Raw genomic sequence first — 22,896 nt, forward strand, 5'->3', positions numbered from 1 at the left:
CCGATGCCTCAGACGCCGTCGTAGGACGCGTCGGGTTCGTAGGAGGCTTCGGGTTCGTCGGCCTCTGCCTCCCGGACGTAGCGAAGGACGCCCCACATGCCGTGCTCGTCGGCGTGCGGGGCGTCCTTCTCGCCTCTGCACGCCTCCAACTCCTTGGTCAGGGCCGAGGTGTCGATTCCGGCGCCGATGAGCACGAGCTGGCTGAGACGGCTCCGCTCACCGCTCGCCCACGGCTCGGGATAGAACCGCAGAAACCGCCCGACGGCGTGCACGGCGTAGCGGTTGCGCGGGTCGTACGGCCCGAAGTCGACGTACCCCTTGATGCGGTAGAGCCCGTCGGCCCGCCCGTCCAGGAACTCCATGAGCCGCCGGGGGTCGAGCGGCACGCCGGAGACGAAGGAGACGCTGTCGTAGCCGGTGTGCAGATGCCCGGTGCGGTCGGCCCCGTCCTGGTGCTGCCCGTCGTGGTCGTGCCGGTGCAGGTCGTCGAAGGAGAGCTGGCCGATGCGCTCCTCGGAGGGCCTGCAGTCGAACAGGAACTCGGGATCGACGCGCCCGTAGGTGGCAGGCACGACCGCCGCACGCTCGCTGAGCGAGCGGACGAGCGCCAGGGTCCCCTCCCCGTCCTCGGCCCGGTCGAGCTTGTTGACGACGACGAGGTCGGCGATGGCGAGATGGCGGTCGATCTCCGGATGCCGCTGCCGCGTCCGCGTGAACTCGGCCGCGTCGACGACCTCGACGAGCCCGCCGTACACCACTCGGGGGTTCTCGCTGGCCAGCACCATCCGCACGAGTTCCTGCGGCTCGGCGAGCCCGCTCGCCTCGATGACGATGACGTCGATCCCGGCGGAGGGATGCGCGAGCCGCTCCAGATACACGTCCAGCTCACTGACGTCGACGACACAGCACAGACACCCGTTGCCCAGGGACACGGTGGAGTCCCCGAGCGCCCCGGCCACGGCCATCGCGTCGATCTCGATCGCGCCGAAGTCGTTGACCACGGCGCCGATACGGCTGCCTCCGCTGCGGTGAAGGAGGTGGTTGAGCAGGGTGGTCTTACCGGAACCGAGGAACCCGGCGAGGACGACTACGGGGATCTGCGGCGGCGGCTGTGACCTCGGCGCCTGAACCCGGCTCGACGACGGACTCAACACGCGCCCTCCCGGCTCGACGACGGACTCAGCACACGCCCTCCCGGCTCGACGACTGGCTCAACGCACGCCCTCTCCCACACCGTTGCCCTCAGGGGTCGATCGAATGCCGCACCAGGATACGAGGGGGCCCGCGCACCTCGCCGAGTGAGCGATTGTCAGCGGCGCCCGTGGGGCACACGATGGGCATGGCGCCGGGTCGCGCGACCCACGCATCCTTCCGTGCGCCTCCTCTCCGCCTCCCGGTGGACGAGCACCTCTCGGCGACACTGGGAGACGGCAAGCGCCGCCCACCGCTCGCCGGTCCCCAACCTGTCGACCCACACCCGACGACCGGCGGACGGCCGCCTGAATCGGGGATTGACATGACCACACAGAATCATGGGGCACGGGGACTCGGCCCCGCCGCGGCAGCGGGTCTCGCCTTCGCGGCGGGAGCGCTGAGCGCGTTCGTCGTGGAGCGGCGCATCGGCCCCCTGCTTCGGCGCCTGGAACGGCTGGAACGCGAGACGGAACAGCGCGCGGCACTGATCGCCTACCAGCGGCACAACTTCGACCTGGTCATGAAGGCGGCCGCGGACCCGACCCTGTTACCCGTCCTGAACGCCTACGAGGAGGAGCTGTCCACGGACCGGCAACGGCAGTACCTCTTCGCCAACCTCCTGTACACCCACGTCCTCCAGGGCTACCGGGTGGGCGTCTTCAGCCGGGCCGAGCTGTACGGGCACCTCCGTGGCATCTTCCAGAGCACACTGATGCGCGACTACTGGGCCGCCACGCGCCACCACCGGTCGAGCCTGAAGGAGGGCTCGGAGGAGTCGGAGATCGGCAGGATGGTCGACACGCTGATCAACGACCTGGAGGAAGCGAGCACGGACGAGTGGTGGGTCGTGGGTGAACCTCCCGCCGAGTAGGGCACTTCACCTCGCACGGCGCTCGCGTCACACAGCGCGACCCCCACCCCTGACTTCACTCCATCGCGCCTTCGATGCATGCGCAACAACCGGGTTCTTGGGGCAGAGTTAGCCCCGCTCGTATCACTACTAACGACCCAAGGATCGACCCGTTGAAAATCGTGCGCCGCATCGGTGCGTCGCCCCGCGAGAGGGGCAGTGCCGCGGGGCAGACGTGCCCAGACATCTTCGAACTGCAGGACGGTAACTTCGCAGTAATCGGGACAGATCGGACAGAGAAACTCGACCCCGAGCTTCCTGCCGACGCCTCGCGCGCTGACTACGAGAGGATCGTGGTCATCAGCCGCGAGACTCTCATCCGGGCAAAGTCGGACATCCCCGACGCCTGATCCTGAACAGGGGCTCGCCTGCACTACAGCGCGGGCCCCTCGGGCCGCCGCCGCTCGCGAACCCTTGCGGACGCCACGCATTCCCCCTTCGGCCCAGCCGGAGTTCGGCCGCGGGCAAGTCAGGTTAGGCTCACCTCTGTGAGTACGTGCACATCCGCGTCCCGACACCTCGACGAGCCTCTCGCGGGGACCGCCGCCACGGCGAGGACATGGCTGCTGCTGGAACAGCCTGGTCCCTGGGGCGTCAAGGCGCTCACCTCCAGCCACCTCGACCCCGTGCTCGGCCGCGCCCTCGAAGCCGCGGCGGAGGGCACCGGCGTACGCGTGGCGCTCATCCGGCGCCCCGGCCGCCACGCGGACTGCCGCGAGGTCCGTGAGCGCCAGGTGTTCGTGGCCCACACCGCACCCGGAAACGTCTGGCTGCACAGCGCCACGACGTCCGTCCCCGAGCGGCTGCTCGACCTCGATCTCGCCGCACTCGGCCGGGGGGACCACCACACCGTCGGGACGGTTCTGCGCGGCCGGCCCCACACGGGCGACCCTCTCGCACTCGTCTGCACCAACGGCAAGCGCGACCGATGCTGCGCGGTCCTCGGCCGACCGCTCGCCGCCGAACTGGCCGCGTCCGGGGTCGAGGGCACCTGGGAAGTCACTCATCTGGGTGGTCACCGCTTCTCCCCGACCCTGCTCGTACTGCCTTTCGGATACGTGTACGGCCGCGCCGAGGCCCATCACGTCAAGGAGGTCCTCCAAGGCGTACGGGAAGGCCGCGTCGTCACCGAGGGGTGCCGCGGCAGTTCCGCCTGGGAACGCCCCGGGCAGGCCGCCGAGCTCGCGGTGCGCACGGAGGTCGGCGAGCAGACCGCCGGCGCCCTGACCGTCGTGCGCACGGACGGCGCGGCTCCCCGCTGGGACGTCGTCGTCGCCCACACCGACGGCCGCCGCTGGACCGTGACCGTCGCCCGAGGCACCGCCGAGCCGCCCCGCCAGGAGAGCTGCGGTTCCGCGCTGGGCTCCCCGGCGCGCATGGACGTCCTGACCGTGAGCGAGCTGACACCGGCGGGCGCCCTCCGCTAGCCGACCGGCGCACGGTCCCGCCACAGCCCGCGGCAGGGTCCATCCGCAGCACCTGGCCCCTCCCTTGGCGAACCGCTCCAGGTCACGTCGTCGTGCAAACACCGGGCGGGTGAGATCCGCGCCACACCCCACTACGTCCGGCCCACCCCGTCCACGTACCGTCATGGGTATGAGCCCCACTCCACCCGCACGTCGTCTGCGTCTCGGTATGCCGCGGCGGGTGTTCTCGCAGGTCCTGCTGATGCAGGTGGCGATCGCCGCCGGTGTCGCCGTCCTCGCGACCGGGCTGTTCCTCGCACCGCTCAGCGACCAGCTGGACGACCAGGCGATGCGCCGGGCCCTCGCCATAGCCCAGACCACGGCGGCCCAGCCGCAGATCGCGGAGGACCTGGTCTCCACGAAACCGTCCGTGAACGGTCCCGTGCAGGTCGAGGCGGAGCGGATCCGGAAGGCGAGCGGGGCCGAGTACGTGGTCGTGATGGACCGGGACGGGGTGCGCTGGTCCCACCCCGACCCGGCGGAGATCGGCGGGCTCGTCTCCACCGACCCGCGCCGGGCCCTGGCCGGGAACGAGGTCATGGAGATCGACTCGGGGACCCTCGGGCGCTCGGCCCGGGGCAAGGTGCCGCTGCGCGACACCGACGGGACGATCGTCGGCGCCGTCTCGGTGGGGATCGAGTACGGCAGTGTGCGCGCCCGCCTGATCCACGCGATCCCCGGGCTCCTGGCGTACGCCGGCGGGGCCATGGCGGTCGGAGCGCTGGCCGCGTATCTGATCTCCCGGCGAGTTCACCGCCAGACCCGGGACCTGGCCTTCTCCGACATCGCGGGGCTGCTGGCGGAGCGCGAGGCCATGCTGCACGGCATCCGGGAGGGCGTGGTCGCGCTGGACCGCGCCGGGCGCGTGCGCCTCCTCAACGACGAGGCTCGGCGGCTGCTCGGGATCGGTGACGAGGCGGTCGGCAGGTCGCTCGACGACGCGCTCGGCCCCGGCCGTACGACCGATGTGCTGGCGGGCCGGGTCACGGGCACCGATCTGCTGACCGTGCGCGGCCACCGCGTGCTGGTCGCCAACCGCATGCCCACGGACGACGGGGGCGCCGTCGCCACCCTGCGCGACCGCACCGAGTTGGAGCAGCTGGGCCGCGAACTCGACTCCACGCGCGGACTGACGGACGCCCTGCGTGCCCAGGACCACGAACACGCCAACCGGATGCACACGCTGCTCGGCCTGCTCGAACTGGAGATGTACGACGAGGCGGTGGAGTTCGTCGGCGAGGTGGTCGGCGACCACCGTGCGACCGCCGAGCAGGTCACCGAGAGGATCCACGATCCGCTGCTGGCCGCGGTGCTGGTCGGCAAGGCGACCGTCGCGGCCGAGCGCGGGGTGGCCCTGTCGGTCGCGGGCGGCACGATGCTTCCGGACCGGCTGGTCGACCCCCGAGGGCTGGTCACCGTCGTCGGCAACCTCGTCGACAACGCCCTGGACGCCGTCGCGGGCACACCGCACGCGCGCGTGGAGGTCGATCTGCGCGCCGAGGGCCGCACGGCGATCCTCCGGGTACGGGACACGGGCCCCGGGGTCCCGCCCGACCAACGGGAGTTGATCTTCGCGGACGGCTGGTCCACCAAGACGCGGCCGGCCCATCGCGAACGCGGCATCGGGCTCTCCCTGGTCCGCCGGCTCGCCGAGCGGCAGGGGGGCAGCGCCCGGGTCGGCGAGGCGGAGGGCGGGGGCGCCGAGTTCACCGTCGTCCTGCCGGACGCACTCGCCGAGCCGGGCCCGCAGCAGGAAACCGAAGCCGCCGTCACTGTCGCCGACAAGGAGTCGCGATGATCGAGGTCCTGATCGTGGACGACGACGTCAGGGTCGCCCGCGTCAACGCCGCCTACGTGGAGAAGGTCGCCGGTTTCCACGTCTCCGGTGTGGCCCACAGCGCGGCGGAGGCATTGCACCTGCTGGAGACGTCGCCGCACGTGGACCTGGTCCTCCTGGACCACTATCTGCCGGACGGCACGGGCCTCGTGGTCGTGCAGGAGATGCGCCGTCGGGGCCACGAGACCGACGTGATCATGGTGACGGCGGCCCGTGACGTCTCGACCGTCCAGGCCGCGATGCGCCAGGGCGCGCTGCAGTACCTGGTGAAACCGTTCGCGTTCGCCGGGCTGCGGGCGAAGCTGGAGGCCTACGCGGAGCTGCGGCGCACCCTGGACGGCGGCGGGGAGGCCGAACAGGCCGAGGTCGACCGGATCTTCGGCGCACTCTCGGCGAGCGGCGAACCGGACCTGCCCAAAGGGCATTCCCCCACCACCACCGAGCTCGTGCGCCGTGCCCTGATGACCGCCGAGGGCGCGCTGTCCGCCCAGGAGATCGCCGAGCGGACGGGCCTGAGCCGGCAGACCGCCCAGCGCTATCTGAAGCTCCTGGAACGCACGGGCCGGGCCCGGCTGACCCTCAAGTACGGCGACGCCGGCCGCCCGGAACACCGCTACGAGTGGGCGACGCGCGCCTGAGGCACATGCTCAAAACGAGCATATGCCTCCGAGGACCCTCCGGAGCGCTCACACCGCACCCGCGCCCGTGAGCGACCGCACCTCCGTCTCCGCGTGCTTCGCCGCGTCGGGCGGCTCGGCGGAGGTGACCGTGCCGAACCAGCCGGCGAGGAAGCCCAGCGGGATGGAGACGATCCCGGGGTTCTGCAGGGGGAAGTACTGGAAGTCGAGAGCGGGGAACAGCGAGTCGGCGCTCCCGGAGACCACCGGCGACAGCAGCACGAGGACCACGGAGGGGATCAGTCCGCCGTAGACGGACCACACCGCCCCCCGTGTGGTGAACCCCCGCCAGAACAGCGAGTACAGCAGGACGGGCAGGTTGGCAGAGGCGGCGACCGCGAAGGCCAGGCCGACGAGGAAGGCCACGTTGAGATCCTTGGCCAGCAGCCCCAGCCCGATCGCGACCACGCCGATACCGACGGCGGCCGTCCGTGCCACCGCGACCTCACTGCGCGGCTTCGAACGCCTGCGCCGCAGCGACGCGTACAGGTCATGGGCGACGGACGCCGACGACGCGAGCGTGATCCCGGCGACGACCGCGAGGATCGTGGCGAAGGCGATGGCCGCGACGATCGCGAACAGAACTGTTCCACCGGTGGAGTCGGCACCTCCGCCCAGGTCCAGGGCCAGCAGCGGAACCGCGGTGTTCCCGGCGGCGTTGGAGCCCCGCACGGCCTCCGGGCCGACGATGGCGGCCGCGCCGAAGCCCAGCACGATCGTCATCAGGTAGAAGCCGCCGATGAGACCGATCGACCAGACGACCGAGCGGCGTGCGGCTCGCGCCGTGGGCACCGTGTAGAAGCGGGACAGGATGTGCGGCAGCCCGGCGGTGCCCAGCACCAGGGCGAGCCCGAGGCTGATGAAGTCGAACCGCGCGGTCCAGTCCCCGCCGTACCGCAGCCCGGGTGCGAGGAACGCGTCGCCGTGTCCGCTGCGCTCGGCCGCTGTCCGCAGCAACTGGTCGAAGTCGCCGTGGAACCGCACCAGTACGAGCACGGTCAGAGCGATCGCCCCGCCCATCAGCAGGACCGCTTTCACGATCTGGATCCAGGTGGTCGCCCGCATCCCTCCCAGCGACACATAGACGACCATGAGCGCGCCGACCCCGATCACCGTCCAGGTCTGCGCCGCCTCGCCCTCTCCTCCCAGCAGCAGTGCGACAAGGGTGCCCGCGCCTACCATCTGCGCCACCAGGTACAGAACGGACACGGCCACCGAGGAGGTTCCCGCGGCGATCCGCACCGGCCGCTCGTTCATCCGCGCCGCGACGACGTCGGCGAGTGTGAACCGCCCGCAGTTGCGCACCAGTTCGGCCACCAGGAACAGCACCACGAGCCAGGCCACCAGGAAGCCGACGGAGTAGAGCAGCCCGTCGTACCCGAAGAGCGCGATGAGCCCGGAAATGCCGAGGAAGGAGGCGGCGGACATGTAGTCGCCCGCGATGGCAAAACCATTCTCCATGGGCGAGAAGAGCCGCCCGCCTGCGTAGAACTCCTCGGCGGAGCCATGCCGATGGCGGCTCACCCACGTGGTGATCCCCAACGTGACCGCCACGAACGCGCTGAACAGCACCAGCGCAAGCGTCTGATGATCGGCAGTCACCGCGCACCCCCTCTGACACCGCGCGTCAACTCCTGGGTGTCCCAGCGCAGATCGAGCGCCGCCCGGTCCCGGCGCAGCCTCGCGTGGCGTGCGTAGGCCCAGGTGAACAGGAACGTCGTGAGGAACTGCCCGAGCCCCGCCAGCATCGCCACGTTCACCGCGCCCGCCACCGGCCGTGCCATCAGCTCCGGGGCGGTGGTCGCCGCCACGACGTAGGCCACGTACCAGGTGAAGAAGAGGGCGACACCCGGGATCACGAACCTGCGGTAGCGGCTGCGGACCTCCTGGAAGGCCGCGCTCCGCTGGACCTCCAGATAGACGTCCGCCGCGCCCTCGCCGCGGCTCTCCCGCGCGTCGGCCGTGACCGGGGCCGGTCCGCCGGTGCCGTCCAACTCCCCCCAGCCGGAGGCCAGCGCGTCGTACCAGGGATCGTCGAACCGCACGTCCGCGCTGGCGAGGCCGTGCCCCTCGTGCTGCTCAACCGGGCTCTCAGAACCGCCCCCGCGTCGACGGGGACGGCCGGTGCTTGACTGCATGCCCAAGCATGGACAGAACGGAAAGACCCCTGACGTACCTCTTCCCGATTGTTCACCCCATCAGGTGAAACCCCGGCGGGCCTCCCGCACTTGCGACGCAGGAGGCCCACCGGGTTCACGTACGGGCCGAGGAAGCGCGCCCCCGACGCGCCCGCCGGGTCGGAACAGGTGCCCCGGGTCCGGCGCGGCGGTTACGCGTCGATGCGCGACCGGTCCAGCGTCGCCGCGGAGCTGGAGATGAACTCCTTGCGCGGTGCGACGTCGTTGCCCATCAGCAGGTCGAAGACCTGCTCCGCCGCCTCCAGGTCGGACAGGTTGATCCGCCGCAGCGTGCGGTGCCGCGGGTCCATCGTGGTCTCCGCCAGCTGGTCCGCGTCCATCTCGCCGAGACCCTTGTAGCGCTGGATCGAGTCCTTGTACCGGACGCCCTTGCTCTGGAACTCCAGCAGCTTGTCGCGCAGCTCACGGTCCGAGTACGTGTAGACGTACTTGTCCTGGCCCTTCTTGGGCTGGACCAGCTCGATCCGGTGCAGCGGGGGCACCGCCGCGAAGACGCGTCCCGCCTCGACCATCGGCCGCATGTACCGCTGGAAGAGCGTCAACAGCAGACACCGGATGTGCGAACCGTCGACATCGGCGTCGGTCATCATGATGATCTTGCCGTAGCGGGCGGCGTCGATGTCGAAGGTCCGCCCCGAGCCCGCCCCTATGACCTGGATGATCGCGCCGCACTCGGCGTTCTTGAGCATGTCGGTCACGGACGACTTCTGGACGTTGAGGATCTTGCCCCGGATCGGCAGCAGCGCCTGGAACTCGGAGTTCCGGGCGAGCTTGGCCGTACCGAGCGCCGAGTCACCCTCGACGATGAACAGCTCGCTGCGCGCCACGTCGTCGCTGCGGCAGTCGGCCAGCTTGGCCGGCAGCGAGGACGACTCCAGCGCGGTCTTCCGACGCTGCGCGTCCTTGTGCTGACGTGCGGCGATGCGCGTCCGAGCTGCGGCGACGGCCTTCTCCATGACGACCCGCGCCTGGGCGGCGGCGTCCCGCTTGGCGGAGGTCAGGAACGCCTTGAGCTCCTTGGCGACCACCTGCGTCACGATGCGCCGGGCCGCCGAGGTACCGAGGACCTCCTTGGTCTGGCCCTCGAACTGCGGCTCGGCGAGCCGCACGGTGACGACGGCGGTGAGGCCTTCGAGGGCGTCGTCCTTGACGATGTCGTCCTCGGCCACGCGCAGCATCTTCTTGGCGCGCAGCACCTCGTTCATCGTGGCGGCCACGGCCTGCTCGAAGCCCGCGACGTGGGTGCCGCCCTTGGGGGTGGCGATGATGTTCACGAACGACTTGAGGGTCGTGTCGTAGCCGGTGCCCCAGCGCATGGCGACATCGACGCCGAGTTCGCGGGTGACCTGTGTGGGCGTCATCTGACCGTGCTCGTCCAGGACGGGCACGGTCTCCCTGAAGGTGCCCTGCCCGGAGAAGCGGAGGACGTCGCAGACCGGCTTGTCGGAGGCCAGGTACTCGCAGAACTCGCTGATGCCGCCGTCGAAGCGGAACGACTCCTCGCCCTTGCTGCCGCCCTCGCCGAGGCCGAACTCGTCACGGACGACGATCGTCAGACCGGGCACGAGAAAGGCGGTCTGGCGGGCGCGCTGGTGGAGGTTCTCCAGGGAGAGCTTGGCGTCCTTGAGGAAGATCTGGCGGTCGGCCCAGTAGCGCACGCGCGTGCCGGTGCGCGTCTTCGGGATCCGCTTGCCCTTGCGCAGACCTCCGGTCGCCTCGAACTTGGCGTCCGGTCCGTTGCCCGCGAAGGCGCCGGGGACGCCGCGCCGGAAGCTGATGGCGTGGGTGCCGCCGTTGCGGTCGACCTCGACGTCCAGGCGGGCGGAGAGCGCGTTCACCACGGAGGCGCCCACGCCGTGCAGACCACCCGAGGCCGCGTACGAGCCGCCGCCGAACTTGCCGCCGGCATGCAGCTTGGTCATGACGACCTCGACACCGGACAGGCCGGTCTTGGGCTCGACGTCGACCGGGATGCCACGGCCGTTGTCCCGCACCTCCACGGAGGCGTCGTCGTGGAGGATCACCTCGATGTGGTCGCAGTAGCCCCCGAGGGCCTCGTCCACGGAGTTGTCGATGATTTCCCACAGGCAGTGCATCAGGCCTCGACTGTCGGTCGAGCCGATGTACATGCCTGGGCGCTTCCGCACGGCCTCGAGCCCCTCGAGGACGAGCAGGTGCCGCGCGGTGTAGTTGGAACCGTCCCGGTCTGCTCCGGTCAGCAGCGCTGTGGACGGCACGGACGTATCGGCGGTCACGCGGTTCGCTCCTCGCTGAATTTCAGGTGAGGCCCTTTTGGGTAAGGGGCCGGGCTCTGTTGCCGCTCCGAGGGTACCGAGGCCTGGTAGAGCCGTTGTAACGCAACCCTCGTCCGAAACTCAGAGTAGTCCAGAGTCGCATACGCGTTCGATCCCTCGATGGGGTGAAGTACATATCACGTTCCCTTCCAGGCATGAACCATTTAGGCTCCGGGCACGTCCTCATGAACAACCGGCAACCCAGCCGGGAGGACCGTACAACCGAAAGAACAACCGCCAGAACCACCGAAGAACGACTGACAGACAGCGCGAACCCGTACGACACGAAGACACGCACTACGGCCCATTCGCCGCCAACCGGCAGCAGACAGCCGGCCCGGAAAGATTTTTTCGAGTTAAAGCCGCGAGCGGGAACGTTTTCGGCCTGGTTGGATGTTGACCCTGGTACGACAGCTCGTCGAGCTAGAGAAGAGGCGACGTGACTACTGTTCTGACCCCCGCGACCCCGCTGACGGCCGCTGACCGATGCGACCGCTGCGGCGCCCAGGCCTATCTGCGCGTCGTCCTGCTGAGCGGTGGAGAGCTGCTGTTCTGCGCCCACCACGGCCGCAAGTTCGAGCCGGAGCTCAAGAAGATCGCCGCGGAGATACAGGACGAGACGGAGCGGCTCACGGCCGTTCCCGCGACCGCAGAAGAGGACGAGCGCTGACGCTTCGCACCTGACGACGAGCCGCCACCGGCTCGAGGCCGGTGACCGGGCGGCCACTCCCGTACCCACGGGGTGGCCGCCCGCTCTCGTCCCGCCCCTGCGGGGGCGTGTGACCGCGTACGGCACCTCAGCGCCGTCTCAGCGGCTTTCCGCCAGCACCCGGGCCACGTACGAGCCCCTGGTGTAGACGCCGGGATTTCCGGCGAGCCCACAGCCGCTGCCCCACGACACGAGGCCGATCAGCTTCCCCCGGGCGACCAGCGGCCCTCCGCTGTCCCCCTGGCAGGCGTCCCGGCCGCCGTTCTGCTCCCCGGCACACACCATGGAGTCGGACTGGTACCGGCCCTCGGCGCTGCCGGGATAGGCCCGCTCGCAGACGGCGTCGGCCAGTACCTGCACCGAGGCGGCCCGCAGACCCTGTGTGTAGTCCCCGGCGCCCGTGGTGTCCCCCCAGCCGTAGACCGCCGTCGGCGTGCCCGGCGCGTACGCCGCGTCCCCTACGCCCGCCAGTGCGATGACGGAGCTCTCGGGCAGCGGCGCGGCGAGGGTGACCACCGCGAAGTCCCCCGCGTTCGTATAGGGGTCGTACTCGGGGTTGACCCAGGCGCCGCTCACCGGGATCTCCTCGCCCTCGGCCGACTGCAGCTCGGCGCGACCGGAGATGACCCGCAGGTCGGGGACGCGTTCCGGCGGTCCCCCCAGGACGCCCTCGCTGAGGCAGTGCGCGGCCGTCAGCACCGTCGTGGGACCGACCACGACACCGCCGCAGAACTGTCCGGCCCGCGTACCTCCGAACCGGTCACGGCTGGAGAGCGCCACCGTCCAGGGCGCCTGGGAGATCTCGACCGGATGACCGCCGATGACCACCTCGGCCATCGCCGGTGGCGGTGACACCAGCGGTATGACGGCCGTGGTGGCCGCGACGGCCAGCAGTCGGGCGAACGATCGACGCATGCGCGCTCCTCACTCCGGGTCTTTGGGTGGCACACCCAGAGTGATCCACAGGACCGGCTTTCGCATGCCGCACACACGCCGAAGGCCCGGCCCCTTCGAGGGAACCGGGCCTTCGGACCGCGCGAGCCGGTGGCACGCGCCTAGTCGAGGTAGTCGCGCAGCACCTGCGAGCGGGACGGGTGGCGCAGCTTCGACATCGTCTTGGACTCGATCTGGCGGATCCGCTCACGCGTCACGCCGTAGACCTTGCCGATCTCGTCGAGGGTCTTCGGCTGACCGTCGGTGAGGCCGAAGCGCATGGAGACGACGCCTGCCTCGCGCTCGGACAGGGTGTCCAGCACCGAGTGGAGCTGCTCCTGCAGAAGCGTGAAGCTGACCGCATCGGCCGGGACGACGGCCTCGGAGTCCTCGATGAGGTCACCGAACTCGCTGTCGCCGTCCTCGCCCAGCGGGGTGTGCAGGGAAATGGGCTCGCGGCCGTACTTCTGGACCTCGATGACCTTCTCGGGGGTCATGTCGAGTTCCTTGGCCAGCTCCTCCGGGGTGGGCTCGCGGCCCAGGTCCTGGAGCATCTGGCGCTGCACACGCGCCAGCTTGTTGATGACCTCGACCATGTGCACCGGGATACGGATGGTGCGGGCCTGGTCGGCCATGGCGCGGGTGATCGCCTGACGGATCCACCAGGTGGCGTACGTGGAGAACTTGTAGCCCTTGGTGTAGTCGAACTTCTCGACCGCGCGGATCAGACCGAGGTTGCCTTCCTGGATCAGGTCCAGGAACAGCATGCCGCGGCCGGTGTAGCGCTTGGCCAGGGAGACCACCAGACGGAGGTTGGCCTCCAGGAGGTGGTTCTTGGCGCGGCGGCCGTCCTCGGCGATGATCTCCAGCTCGCGCTTGAGCTTGGGGGCGAGCTTGTCGGCGTTGGCCAGCTTGTCCTCGGCGAACAGACCGGCCTCGATGCGCTTGGCGAGCTCGACCTCCTGCTCAGCGTTGAGCAGCGGGACCTTGCCGATCTGCTTGAGGTAGTCCTTGACCGGGTCGGCGGTGGCACCGGCGGCCGCGACCTGCTGGGCGGGCGCGTCGTCCTCGTCCTCGTCGGACAGGACGAAGCCGGCGCTCTCGGTGCCCTCGGGCTCCTCGCCCGGCTTGCCGCCCGGGGTCTCCTCCAGGACCTCTTCGTCGATCAGCTCGACGTCGTCCTTCTTTGCGGTGGTCTTCTTGGCCGCCGTCTTCTTGGCGGCGACGGTCTTCTTGGCGGGGGCCGCCTTCTTGGCGACCGCCTTCTTGGCGGCGGCCTTCTTGGCGGGTGCGGCGTCCTCGGCGGAGGCATCGGCCGCAGGCACCGCGGGGGCGGCTGTCGCGGTGGCCTTCTTGGTGGTCACCGTCTTCGCCGCGACCGTCTTGGTGGCGGTGCGCTTGGCCGGACTCTTCGCTGCGACGCTCTTTCGGGTGCGCTTGGGCTCTGCGGCACTGACCATCAGCGTCACACCCTCTTCCTCGAGGATCTGGTTGAGGCTGCGCAGTACGTTCTTCCACTGAGTGGCCGGAATCTGGTCAGCTTCGAAGGCCCGACGCACATCGTCGCCGGCGATCTGCCCCTCAGCCTTTCCCCGCTCAATGAGCGCCATGACAGAGACGGACTCGGCGATCTCCGGCGGGAGCGTACGGGATGTGCTGGCCGACACGAACAACCTCTCGGAACGTTGGAAAACGGCTTCCGGCCCCGTCCACTACGGACAGGAGCCGACCACCGGCTTGGGAGTGGGCCGACGGTGCGGGCGGGAGCCGGGAAGAGGCACAGCGCCGTGAACGGCGTCCGTATTCCCTCCGCGGCTGTCACCTCTTAGGTCATCGCGCTGTTCCCACGAGCGTTACGCCCAATCTGCGTGGCCCGAGTCACACCCCGTAAGCACTCAAAAGCGGTCAGACACCGCCAGAGGTAGTCGATCAAGGCCACAATCGGTTCTGTTCAGACAGGTACCCGAACGATTCCCGAATGAACTCCTCAATGTGGATCACCGTCCTCGGCGGGATCCGGGGCCCCTACGGGAACACCCGTCACACCTGGCCGCACCGCTCCCGGCCGACCCACCGCCCGGCCGCGACGAGACGAGGCGTCCCGGCACGACGGGCCGCCTCATGGCTCCGGCGTCGCGCCGCCGGACCCTGCCGAATCCCAGGGGGATCCGATGGGGCCCGGCGGCACGGTCCGCCGGTGGAACGACGCCACGGAGGGGAACTACGCCCCGGCCGCGGCGCCCTTGCCCCGCTCCGGGCGCCGTCAGTGCTCGCGCGGCGCGGGCACCACACGCTCCACCTCGGGATGGACGGTGAGCAGTTGCCGCATGGCCGCCTCGGCCGCCCCTCCGTCGCCCGCGGCGAGCGCGTCGACGATGCGACCGTGGTGCGCCAGCGTCGACTCGGTCGGCCGGTCGCATCCGGTGGCCGGCCCGCCGGAGACCTGGAGGGCAGCGGAGACGATCCCGGAGAGGTGCTCCAGCATGCGGTTGCTCGCGACCTGGATGAGCAGCGAGTGGAACTCGGCGTCCGCGCGCGAGAAGGTCAGCGGGTCGCCCTGAGCCATGGCATGACCCATGAGCTCGACCATGTCCCCGAGGCGCTGCTGGACGTCGTCGCGACCGTGCCCGGCGGCGAGGCGCGCGGCGAGCGGCTCGATCGTCCAGCGCAGTTCACTGAGCTCGCGCCGCTGGTCGTCACGCTGCGGACCGAAGGCCCGCCACTCGATGATGTCCGGGTCGAGCAGATTCCAGTCGCTGACGGGGCGGACGCGCGTGCCGACGTTCGGCCGGGCGCTGACCAGACCCTTGGCCTCCAGGACGCGCAGGGATTCACGGACGACGGTGCGGGAGACCTCGAATCGCTGGCCGATCTCCTCGGGCACGAGCGGGCGATCCGCGCCCAGGTCCCCGGAGACGATCATCTGGCCGAGCTGCTGGACGAGTTGGCCGTGCAGTCCGCGGCCGCGACTCCCGGCGGCGCGTCGGCCCACGCGTCCCAGCTCGGGGTCTGCGCCGTCCCAGGCGGGGAGGCCCACGCGGTCGACACCGGGGCGCTCGGCGTAGGGGTAGCGGTCGAGTTCGCCCGGTCCGGCGAGGCCGGAGTCGGCGGAGCGGGCGGCGGTCATCATGGTGTGCGCAAGGGTACTCACGCATCCTTTGTCGGCTGCGTTCTCAACTCCCTTGAGGTCTTTGGTGAAAAGCACACGAAAGGGTGATCGCTCACCCCGTCGCAATTGACGCCTTATCGGAAAGAAATGGGCGTTCTGCGAGGAGTTGCATGCATTGCGTCGGCATAAGAGCACGGACGGTGAGCACGAAAGGATGACGACGATCATCCGCGCACCCGCGCACGCAGGTTCGTGAGGACGTAGGCACCCAGCAACGCGGTCAGCGACAACAGCAGCGCCCCACCCACGGGTTGGACGACGGCCCGCGCCACCGCCTCCAGATAGCGCTCACCCCCGAACGGCCACTGCACCATCACGAGCTCGCGCAGCCGCATCGGAAACCCGATCGCACTGCGCACGGACGACCCCTCCAGCACCTTCTGCACCAGGGGTACGACGAGGAGGGGCACGGCGACCACGGCGGCGAGCCCCGCCGACGTGGACCGGAAGACCCCCGCCGCGAGCACCCCCGCCCAGGCGCATCCCACGACGAGCCCGACCCAACTCGCGCCGAGCGGCAGCCAGTCTGCGGGGACGGAGATGAGCTCCGGCCCGTAGACGAGGTAGAGCACTTCGAGGTCGCAGCCCACGGCGAGGACCGCCAGGAGCAGTGCGGTGGCCGCCGCCACGAGGAGTTTCGCGACCAGCAGTCCGAGGCGGCGGGGCACGGTGCCACGGTCCGCGGCCAGGGCGGGGTGGCGGAACTCGTCACCGAAGGCGATGGCCCCGAGCAGCCCCGCGCCGAGGGCGGCGGGCGGCAGCGGCAGTTCCCGCGGCCAAGCGGCCAGCAGTCGTGGCTGCGGGGTGTGCCCGATCCTGGCGAGGATCACCGCCATGAGGGCGGAGGTGACGAGCACGGCCGCGGCGGTGACGTAAGTGGTGCCGACGCCGCCCGCCCGCCGCAGCTCGTACCGCAGCGGACGCAGCGGGCTCGGCGCCGACCGCACGGTGATGGGCGGCGGAAGCGCCGGCAGGGGCGGCGACGTCGGGCCCGTCCCGGACGCGCGGTCGGGGGAGAGCGACGCCGGGTCGGCATCGACCTCGGACGGGTGGGCAGGGGGGGACGGCGCCGAGTCGGCGTCGGACGAGTGGACCGGGGAGAGCGGCGCCGAGTCGACCTCGGACGAGTGGGCCTCGGACGGCGGCGCCGAGGGCAGTGGCGCGGGGTCGGAGGGATCGGCATCGGCATCGGTCGCGAGGGTGGTACGGACGGCTCCGGGCTCGGCGTCACCCTCCGCCGAGCCGTGGACGAACGCCGGGGCTCGCGGCTCGGTCACGGTCGGGGCCGCGAACGCGCTCGTTCGAGGCACCTCGGCAGCCGTCCGGTGCGCCTCGAACCACCGGACCTCCTCCGGGTCAGCGCCGTCGGCCCACTCCTGATCGTCCTCGACCGCCATCGGTGGCATCGTCGGCACAGGGCCCATGTCCCCTACCTCGTCCGCGAGTTGGTGCACGAGGATGCCGTGCCGAAACGCGGCCTCACCGACCTCCGCGCACGTACTGCCGTACACCGACAGCCGGTTGCCTCCCTCCGACACGATCTCCACGGAACGCCGTGCGGTGCGGGCCTCCTTGGTGAGCAGAGCCTCGAGGCGGGCGGCGTACGGGGTGCGGACGGCGACCCTGGGCCGCAGCCGGGTCCGGGAGAAGTCGGCGACCTCCTGGTCGGCGATGAGCCTCCCCTGTTCGAGAGTGAGGACCCGGTCGGCGGTCCGTGCGGCCTCCTTGGGGTCGCCGGTACTGAACAGGACCGTGCCGCCCTGCTCCGCGTGCGCCCGCATGATCCCGTGCAGCCACCGGCCTTCACGGACGGCCAGCCCGTCGGCCGGCTCGTCCAGCACGAGAGTGTGCGGGTCGGACAGCAACGCGCAGGCCAGACCGAGGCGGCGGTCCATGCCCCGCGAGAGGGTGCCGAGCCGCGCCTCGCACAGACTGACCAGGCCCACGACCTCCAGGACCTCGTCGGCCCGCCGCGTGGGCAGCCCCGCGGCCGCGCACAGCATGCGCAGATACCCTCGGACCGTGCGGGCCGGGTGGCCCGGTACATCGCCGAGGAGCACTCCCACCTCACGCGAGGGGTGGGCGATGCGGTGCAGGGGGCGCCCCCTGAAGTAGGCGATGCCACGACCCTGTTGGAGTTCGAGCATGAGTCTCAGCGCTGTCGACTTGCCCGCTCCGGGAGCCCCGAGGAGTGCGGTGACGCGACCGGAGTGCGCCTCGAAGGACACATCGTCGATGGCGGGCGGAAGCTCCTTGCGAGGATTGCTGGTCAATCCGATGGCCTGGATCACCCTAGGCAAGATAGCGCGGTATGTCCGTTTTTTCGGGCACCTTGAGGCTCACCGCACGGCCAAGACAGCCGAACGCGGCGGAGAGGACTCCGGTCACGCGCGTGCTCAGACCTCGGGGCGCAGCATCGGCGGGTTGAGGAGGGTGGCACCGCCGGCCCGGAAGAGCTGGGCGGGACGGCCACCCTGCCGCGTGGTGGTACCGCCGGTGGGCACGAGGAACCCCGGCGTACCCGTCACCTTGCGATGGAAGTTGCGCGGATCGAGGGCCACTCCCCACACCGCCTCGTAGACACGCCGCAGCTCACCGACCGTGAACTCCGGCGGGCAGAAGGCCGTGGCCAGCGAGGAGTACTCGATCTTGGAGCGAGCGCGCTCCACCCCGTCCGCGAGGATCTGCGCGTGATCGAAGGCCAAGGGCGCCACCGGCTCGCCGTCACGTCCGTAACCGCCCTGCTCCAACAGCTCCTCCACGGGTGCCCAGCGCGCACTGTTGGCGTCCCCACCCGGCCGGGGGGCGGGCAGGTCCGGGGCGAGGGCGAGATGGGCGACGCTGACGACCCTCATCCTCGGGTCGCGCTTCGGGTCACCGTAGGTCGCCAACTGCTCCAGGTGCGCGCCATTGTCCTGCGCGGGCTCGGACGGTTCGTGGGCGGTCAGCCCGGTCTCCTCCGCGAGTTCCCTCGCCGCCGCCTGTGACAGATCCTCGTCCGGCCGGACGAAGCCACCGGGCAACGCCCACCGCCCCTGGAACGGCTGTTCGCCCCGCCGTACCGTCAGCGCGCAGAGCGCATGGCGACGGACGGTCAGCACGACCAGGTCCACGGTGACGGCGAAGGGCGGGTAGTCCGACGGGTCGTAGGGCATGCCGCGATCATAGTCGTCTGCCTGACGATAAACACTCCCTTCACTGGTCACTTCCCCACTTGATCCACTTCTGTCCGTCACCGGTCTTCGTTGATCGGCCGCCGACGCCGTGCACGGCGCTCCGCCGGCCGTTCCCAGCTCGCCACAGGAGGTCACACTCCCAACTGCAGCCCGTCCGCCGCCTCCTCGACCATCGCGAGGCCCAGCCTGCTGACACGTACGGCGAAGGATGCGCCCGCGACGCGCAGTCCCGTCATGCAGATCTCTCCCAGCGGCGCACTGCGCACCGGCCGCAGGGTCACCGTCCCAGCGGGAGCGTCGGGCCGGATGCCGACGAGGGTGGTGAGCAGCAGCACGCCCGCGGCCGCCGCCGTCGCGGCCGGTCTGCAGGCGGCGGGGTGAGGCAGCGGGGCACTCCCCGCCGTCCGCTGCTCCCCCGCGTACATCTCGGGCAGCCGACGGCCGAAGCTCTCCGCCGCCGCCAGCACCCCCCGCAGAAGCGCGCTCGCCTCCTTCTCGTACCCGGCGGCCGCGAGCCCCGCGACCGCGATCGCCGTCTCCTGTACGCGCACGGCACCGCTGCGATGGCCGAAGGGGTTGTACCCCGCTTCCTTCGCCCCCAGGCTCCGCAGTCCCCACCCCGAGTCCATGGCGGGCCCTCCGAGCAGCCGCGCGAGCTGTTCGGTCCGCACCTTGTCGAGAAGTCCCGGGGCCTGCTCCCCGGCACCGAGCAGGCCGGTGTCGAGGAGGTGGGCGGCACCGGCTCCCAGGTGCGGCACGACCCGCCCGTCCGGGGTGCGGGCGGCCGCGGGTCTTCCGCCGCCCCGGTCCTCGACCCAGAAATCCGCCGCGAACCGGGCCCGCAGGTCTGCGGCCCAGTCCCGCAGCTCGGTCCCGCCCGGTCGGCCGTAGGCGTCGAGGAGGTCGGCGCCCAGCAGCGCGGCGCGGTGGGCGTGCGCCTGGGTCTCGCAACGCAGCGGTCCCCCGGGGCGCGGGTCGGGCAGACAGACACCGCTTCCGACGGCGCCCCGCAGCCACCGCAGGCAGCGCTCGGCCGCCGGCAGCAGTTCCTCCGTCTCCTGCTCGGGGAGTCCCCATCTCCTGGCCTCCGCGAGGAGCACGGGGAACAGGAGGGTCGCCTCGGTGCCGGTGCAGCCCGGCGGCAGATGCGGGCCCGCGTCCCGCCGCGGGCCCGGGATCATGCCGGACTGTGCCTCCCGGCCCACGAGTTGGGTGCGGGCGAGGGTACGCAGTGTGCCCGCGGCGAGGCGGGTCCCGAGCGGCAGGGTCATCCGGGCCGCGACCAGCGCGTCGGCCGGGGCCATGCCGCAGCGCCAGGGCGCGCCCGCCGCCAGGTGTGTGTCCGAGGGATTCTTCGGGTCGCGCAGCAGCAGGGCTTCGAGGTCCTCCAGGCAGGTGTGCAGCAAGGGCTGCGCCGTCGGGTCGTCGCCCGCCGCACCGGCCTGGGAAAGAGGGCTCGTGGCCCCGCGCCCCACCGGCCTGATGGGGCCCGCGCCGTCCGGGCGCACTCGCAGCTCCACGCTCCGTGTGCCGCCGGGCGGCAGTTCCAGCTCCCAGCGCAGCAGACCGGCGGAGGCCAGGGCGTCGGCCGGCGGCGGATGCGCGGTCACCGTGGAGTGCCCGTGCGCGCTCGACCAGCGGAGGCCGGAGTCGTACACACTCGCCGGCAGTTCCGGGCCGACTCTGCCGGAGGCGACGGCGCCCAGTTCAGCGAGATCCGTTCCCAGCGACACCTCGACGGGCAGGCGCAGTCGGCGGCGGGCCGTGCTGTGCAGGGTGATCCGCTCGGTGCCGTCCGCATGACGCGTGCGCTCGACCATGACGTCCGGGTCCGGTCCGGCTTCGGTCGACATGCGCAGTGTCGCCATGAACCGGGCTCGGTCGGCGGAGAGCATCCGCGCCTGCACGGCGAGCGGTTCCCGTCCGGCCACCCTCACCTGGCAGCGGGAGAGCATGCGCCGTCCGGCACGGAAGAAGCCCTCCAGTCCTCGGCCGTTCAACTGGCCCTGCTCCGACGAGATCGCGAGGCCCGGCAGGGCGACACAGATCAGGGTCGTGTGGGCCGGTGGCAGCTCCGCGGGACGGCGGGGACCGGGGTGCGGCGTCTGCGGGGGCGACGGGCTTCCGGTGGCGGGGTGCGGCAGCCCGGTCGAGACGCCCGCCCCGGGCACGGCGGGCACCGGGCCGCTCCGGACCGCAGGACGCGAACCTGGGACGCGGGGCAGCGGACTGCGAATGTCCGAAGAAACGCCCGTTCTCTCGCCGCGGGCCCGGGCGGAGGGCTGGGCCGGCATGAGGAAGGACGGGACGTCGTCGGCATCGGACATGGAGGGCAAGGGCATGGGGTGGCTTCTTCTGTCTTCGGCGCGCGTGGGGTGCGCTCGGCACCAAGTGGGGAGCCGGAGAGGGACGGGGGGCGACGGCCGCGGGGCCAGGCCACGGGTACCGCCACTCAGGTGAACGGAGCGGCTCCGCTCCGGGTCACGCCCCTGGCCCGGGAAGCCGAGCGACCAGCGGGGCGGCGACATGACCGCGACGTACCTGAAGGGCAGCAGCGCGCTCAGGCACACTCCGAACCAGAACAGCGCCACGCTCCGCGCCCAGTGCCACATCGGCGTGCTCACGTTTCCCCCTCCGTGGGCTGCCCACCACCACCGCGGCGGGCCCGCGCCCGAGCGCTCGCTCCGTCGGCCGTGCTGCCCGGTCGACGGCCTGCGGGTGCGTTGCTGGTGGCGGAGCGCGACCGACGGGTTGGAGCGGCGCCGGCCCCTCCGGGGCGTGGAGCGGCGCCGAGTGATCGCCGAACGGTGCGGCCGTCTGCGTTCCCTGCCGGGTGCGACCTGCGTCGGCGTCGGGGGCCGGTCGCGATGCAGGGTTCGGCCGAGGCCGACTGCGGGGCCGGACGCTGCTCGGAAGGGCCCTCCTCGCCGTGGCCACCAGCACCAGCACCAGCACCAGCACCAGCACCGGCACCGGCACTGGCACTGGCACGGTCCGGTGTCAGGTCGCGTCCCCTGCGTTCGGCACGCAGGCAGCGGCGAATGGATTCGGGATCGAGGCCTTCGTTGCAGGCCTGGTGCAGGAGACGGGCGAAGAGGTAGTCGGGGTCTGCGGCGAGGGCCATGGCCAAGGCCTCGCGTGCCTCCAGTTCGTCCCCCGAGGACCATGCGACCCAGCCCGCGAGCGTGAGCGGGGCAGCGGCGTGCTCGCCGTAGCGACCGACGCAGCGGCGGGCGAGGGCCCGCCAGAGCCGGAGAGCAGGGCCGGCTTCGTCGCCTTCCATCCATTCGGCGGCGCGGTCGCGGGTGGCACGGTCCTGGAGTCCGAGGATCAGCGTGGCCGCGTCCTCGTGGCCGACGAGTTCGTCGTCGTGCAGGTCCGCGTCCAGCGTGCCGGGCACGGCCGGAGCGGCGGCCAGCCGCCCGATGGCGCGCTGTGCCACGGCGAGGGTCTCCTCGGCCACGTCCGCGCGGCTCTCCGCGTGCAGAATGCGAGGGACGAGCGCGGACTGCGCGGCGTCGAGGGCGGCCTCCTGCTGCAGCGCGGCAGCGGTCTCCCAGGGCAGCAGCCTGGCCCGCATCTCCTTCAGCGTGCCGCGCACCTGGAGGCCCGCGTAGGTCGCGGCGGCGGCCAGCACGGAGGTACCCGGCAGCCCCATCGACTCTCCGTCGGAAGAACAGCATCCGTTGCCGGGGCAGCAGTAGGACCAGAAGCGGCCGTCCGAGATGCACAGGGCCTCGACCACCGGGACGTCCAGGGCGCCGCAGGCCCTGCGCAGCAGTTGGGCGAGGGGCCGCAGGCGTTCCATGACGTCGCGTGGCGACTCACCGCTCGCCGGGTCCTGGCAGAGGAAGGCGACCATGCTCTCCGGCCTGGCTCCTCGACGCTCACTTCCGGTCACCAGTCCATGGGCCAGCTGCTGGGCCACGGACGGCCAGTCGTCGGTCTGGGCCGGGATGCCCAGCCGTGCGCGTCCGCCGAAGCGTCCCCGTGCGTCCCGGTCGTGCAGAGCGACGAGGACGATGCTGTCTTCCGGTCGATATCCGAGGAGGTAGGGCAGGGCGTCGGCGAGTTCGGCCGGGGTGCGGAGGGTGACCTGCTGTCCGTCGGTGGGTCCCTTGGCCGTGCCGTGTCCCAGGTAGGACGAGGGCTCGCTCCTGCGCCCGCATCCGTTCTGCCCACCGATGCCACTGTTGCCGGAGGTCCCGGCCGCTTCGCTGTGATTCGTCATGCGGTGACCATCTCGCGGATCTTGAGATTCCGCTTTGCCCTGTGGATAAGTCCGACCATGATCACGTCAGAAGCTGTCCACAGTTCGCCCCGCTCGTTCGCG

Annotated in this window: 17 protein-coding genes; 6 read left to right on the forward strand and 11 right to left on the reverse strand. The window is 71.1% G+C overall.

What is annotated here, in order from left to right; genetic code table 11:
* Positions 1-8: 8 nt before the first annotated feature.
* Entirely contained in the window at positions 9-1,154 is a 1,146-nt protein-coding gene (locus P8T65_RS11790) for a GTP-binding protein (RefSeq protein WP_316725363.1), read from the reverse strand.
* Positions 1,155-1,516: 362 nt separating this feature from the next.
* On the opposite strand from P8T65_RS11790, the gene P8T65_RS11795 reads away from it, so the two are divergent.
* From P8T65_RS11795 to P8T65_RS11815, 5 genes are all read left to right on the forward strand, one after another.
* Positions 1,517-2,065, forward strand: a complete 549-nt coding sequence (locus P8T65_RS11795; protein ID WP_316725364.1) for a DUF6082 family protein — start codon at positions 1,517-1,519, stop codon at positions 2,063-2,065.
* 152 nt (positions 2,066-2,217) lie between these two features.
* Positions 2,218-2,454 (forward strand): hypothetical protein, encoded by a 237-nt coding sequence (locus P8T65_RS11800; RefSeq protein ID WP_033525166.1) that lies wholly within the window; start codon positions 2,218-2,220, stop codon positions 2,452-2,454.
* Positions 2,455-2,592: 138 nt separating this feature from the next.
* Entirely contained in the window at positions 2,593-3,531 is a 939-nt protein-coding gene (locus P8T65_RS11805; RefSeq protein ID WP_316725365.1) for a sucrase ferredoxin, read from the forward strand.
* Positions 3,532-3,700: 169 nt separating this feature from the next.
* The gene (locus P8T65_RS11810) at positions 3,701-5,368 is read left to right on the forward strand and encodes a sensor histidine kinase (RefSeq protein WP_316725366.1); all 1,668 of its coding nucleotides are present in this window, start codon (positions 3,701-3,703) and stop codon (positions 5,366-5,368) included.
* Positions 5,365-6,045, forward strand: coding sequence for a response regulator (locus P8T65_RS11815; protein ID WP_316725367.1), 681 nt, complete (start codon positions 5,365-5,367; stop codon positions 6,043-6,045). The genes P8T65_RS11810 and P8T65_RS11815 overlap by 4 nt, the downstream gene beginning before the upstream one ends.
* Before the next feature lie 48 nt (positions 6,046-6,093).
* On the opposite strand, the gene P8T65_RS11820 is transcribed toward P8T65_RS11815, so the two are convergent.
* The 3 genes from P8T65_RS11820 to P8T65_RS11830 all read right to left on the reverse strand — a co-directional run bounded on the left by P8T65_RS11820 (position 6,094) and on the right by P8T65_RS11830 (position 10,537).
* On the reverse strand, positions 6,094-7,686 hold the full coding sequence (locus P8T65_RS11820; RefSeq protein ID WP_316725368.1) for a cation acetate symporter: 1,593 nt from the start codon (positions 7,684-7,686) through the stop codon (positions 6,094-6,096).
* Positions 7,683-8,222 (reverse strand): DUF485 domain-containing protein, encoded by a 540-nt coding sequence (locus tag P8T65_RS11825; protein ID WP_316725369.1) that lies wholly within the window; start codon positions 8,220-8,222, stop codon positions 7,683-7,685. Before P8T65_RS11825 ends, P8T65_RS11820 begins: the two co-directional genes overlap by 4 nt.
* A 191-nt stretch (positions 8,223-8,413) precedes the next feature.
* A complete protein-coding gene (locus P8T65_RS11830; protein ID WP_316725370.1) occupies positions 8,414-10,537 on the reverse strand; it encodes a DNA topoisomerase IV subunit B in 2,124 nt (707 codons plus the stop codon).
* Positions 10,538-11,015: 478 nt separating this feature from the next.
* Between P8T65_RS11830 and P8T65_RS11835 the strand changes: the two genes are divergently transcribed.
* Positions 11,016-11,246: a hypothetical protein gene (locus tag P8T65_RS11835; RefSeq protein ID WP_184900160.1), complete on the forward strand. Its 231-nt coding sequence runs from the start codon at positions 11,016-11,018 to the stop codon at positions 11,244-11,246.
* A gap of 138 nt (positions 11,247-11,384) precedes the next feature.
* Here the strand turns inward: P8T65_RS11835 and P8T65_RS11840 are convergent, their stop codons facing one another.
* The 7 genes from P8T65_RS11840 to P8T65_RS11870 all read right to left on the reverse strand — a co-directional run bounded on the left by P8T65_RS11840 (position 11,385) and on the right by P8T65_RS11870 (position 22,794).
* The gene (locus tag P8T65_RS11840) at positions 11,385-12,200 is read right to left on the reverse strand and encodes a serine protease (protein WP_316725371.1); all 816 of its coding nucleotides are present in this window, start codon (positions 12,198-12,200) and stop codon (positions 11,385-11,387) included.
* Positions 12,201-12,340: 140 nt separating this feature from the next.
* Positions 12,341-13,891 (reverse strand): RNA polymerase sigma factor, encoded by a 1,551-nt coding sequence (locus tag P8T65_RS11845; RefSeq protein ID WP_221523669.1) that lies wholly within the window; start codon positions 13,889-13,891, stop codon positions 12,341-12,343.
* Positions 13,892-14,481: 590 nt separating this feature from the next.
* Positions 14,482-15,369, reverse strand: a complete 888-nt coding sequence (locus P8T65_RS11850) for an FCD domain-containing protein (RefSeq protein ID WP_316725372.1) — start codon at positions 15,367-15,369, stop codon at positions 14,482-14,484.
* 182 nt (positions 15,370-15,551) lie between these two features.
* Positions 15,552-17,678, reverse strand: coding sequence for an ABC transporter ATP-binding protein (locus tag P8T65_RS11855; protein WP_316725374.1), 2,127 nt, complete (start codon positions 17,676-17,678; stop codon positions 15,552-15,554).
* 105 nt (positions 17,679-17,783) lie between these two features.
* Positions 17,784-18,542 carry an NUDIX domain-containing protein gene (locus P8T65_RS11860; protein ID WP_005481548.1) on the reverse strand — a complete coding sequence of 253 codons (759 nt, stop codon included), beginning with the start codon at positions 18,540-18,542 and terminating at the stop codon, positions 17,784-17,786.
* Positions 18,543-18,694: 152 nt separating this feature from the next.
* Complete coding sequence (locus P8T65_RS11865; RefSeq protein WP_399103050.1) at positions 18,695-20,707, reverse strand: glycogen debranching N-terminal domain-containing protein; 2,013 nt, start codon at positions 20,705-20,707, stop codon at positions 18,695-18,697.
* 476 nt (positions 20,708-21,183) lie between these two features.
* Entirely contained in the window at positions 21,184-22,794 is a 1,611-nt protein-coding gene (locus P8T65_RS11870) for a DUF4192 domain-containing protein (RefSeq protein ID WP_316725375.1), read from the reverse strand.
* Positions 22,795-22,896: the final 102 nt, after the last annotated feature.

Origin of the sequence: Streptomyces sp. 11x1, assembly GCF_032598905.1 — a bacterium.
Taxonomy (GTDB): domain Bacteria; phylum Actinomycetota; class Actinomycetes; order Streptomycetales; family Streptomycetaceae; genus Streptomyces.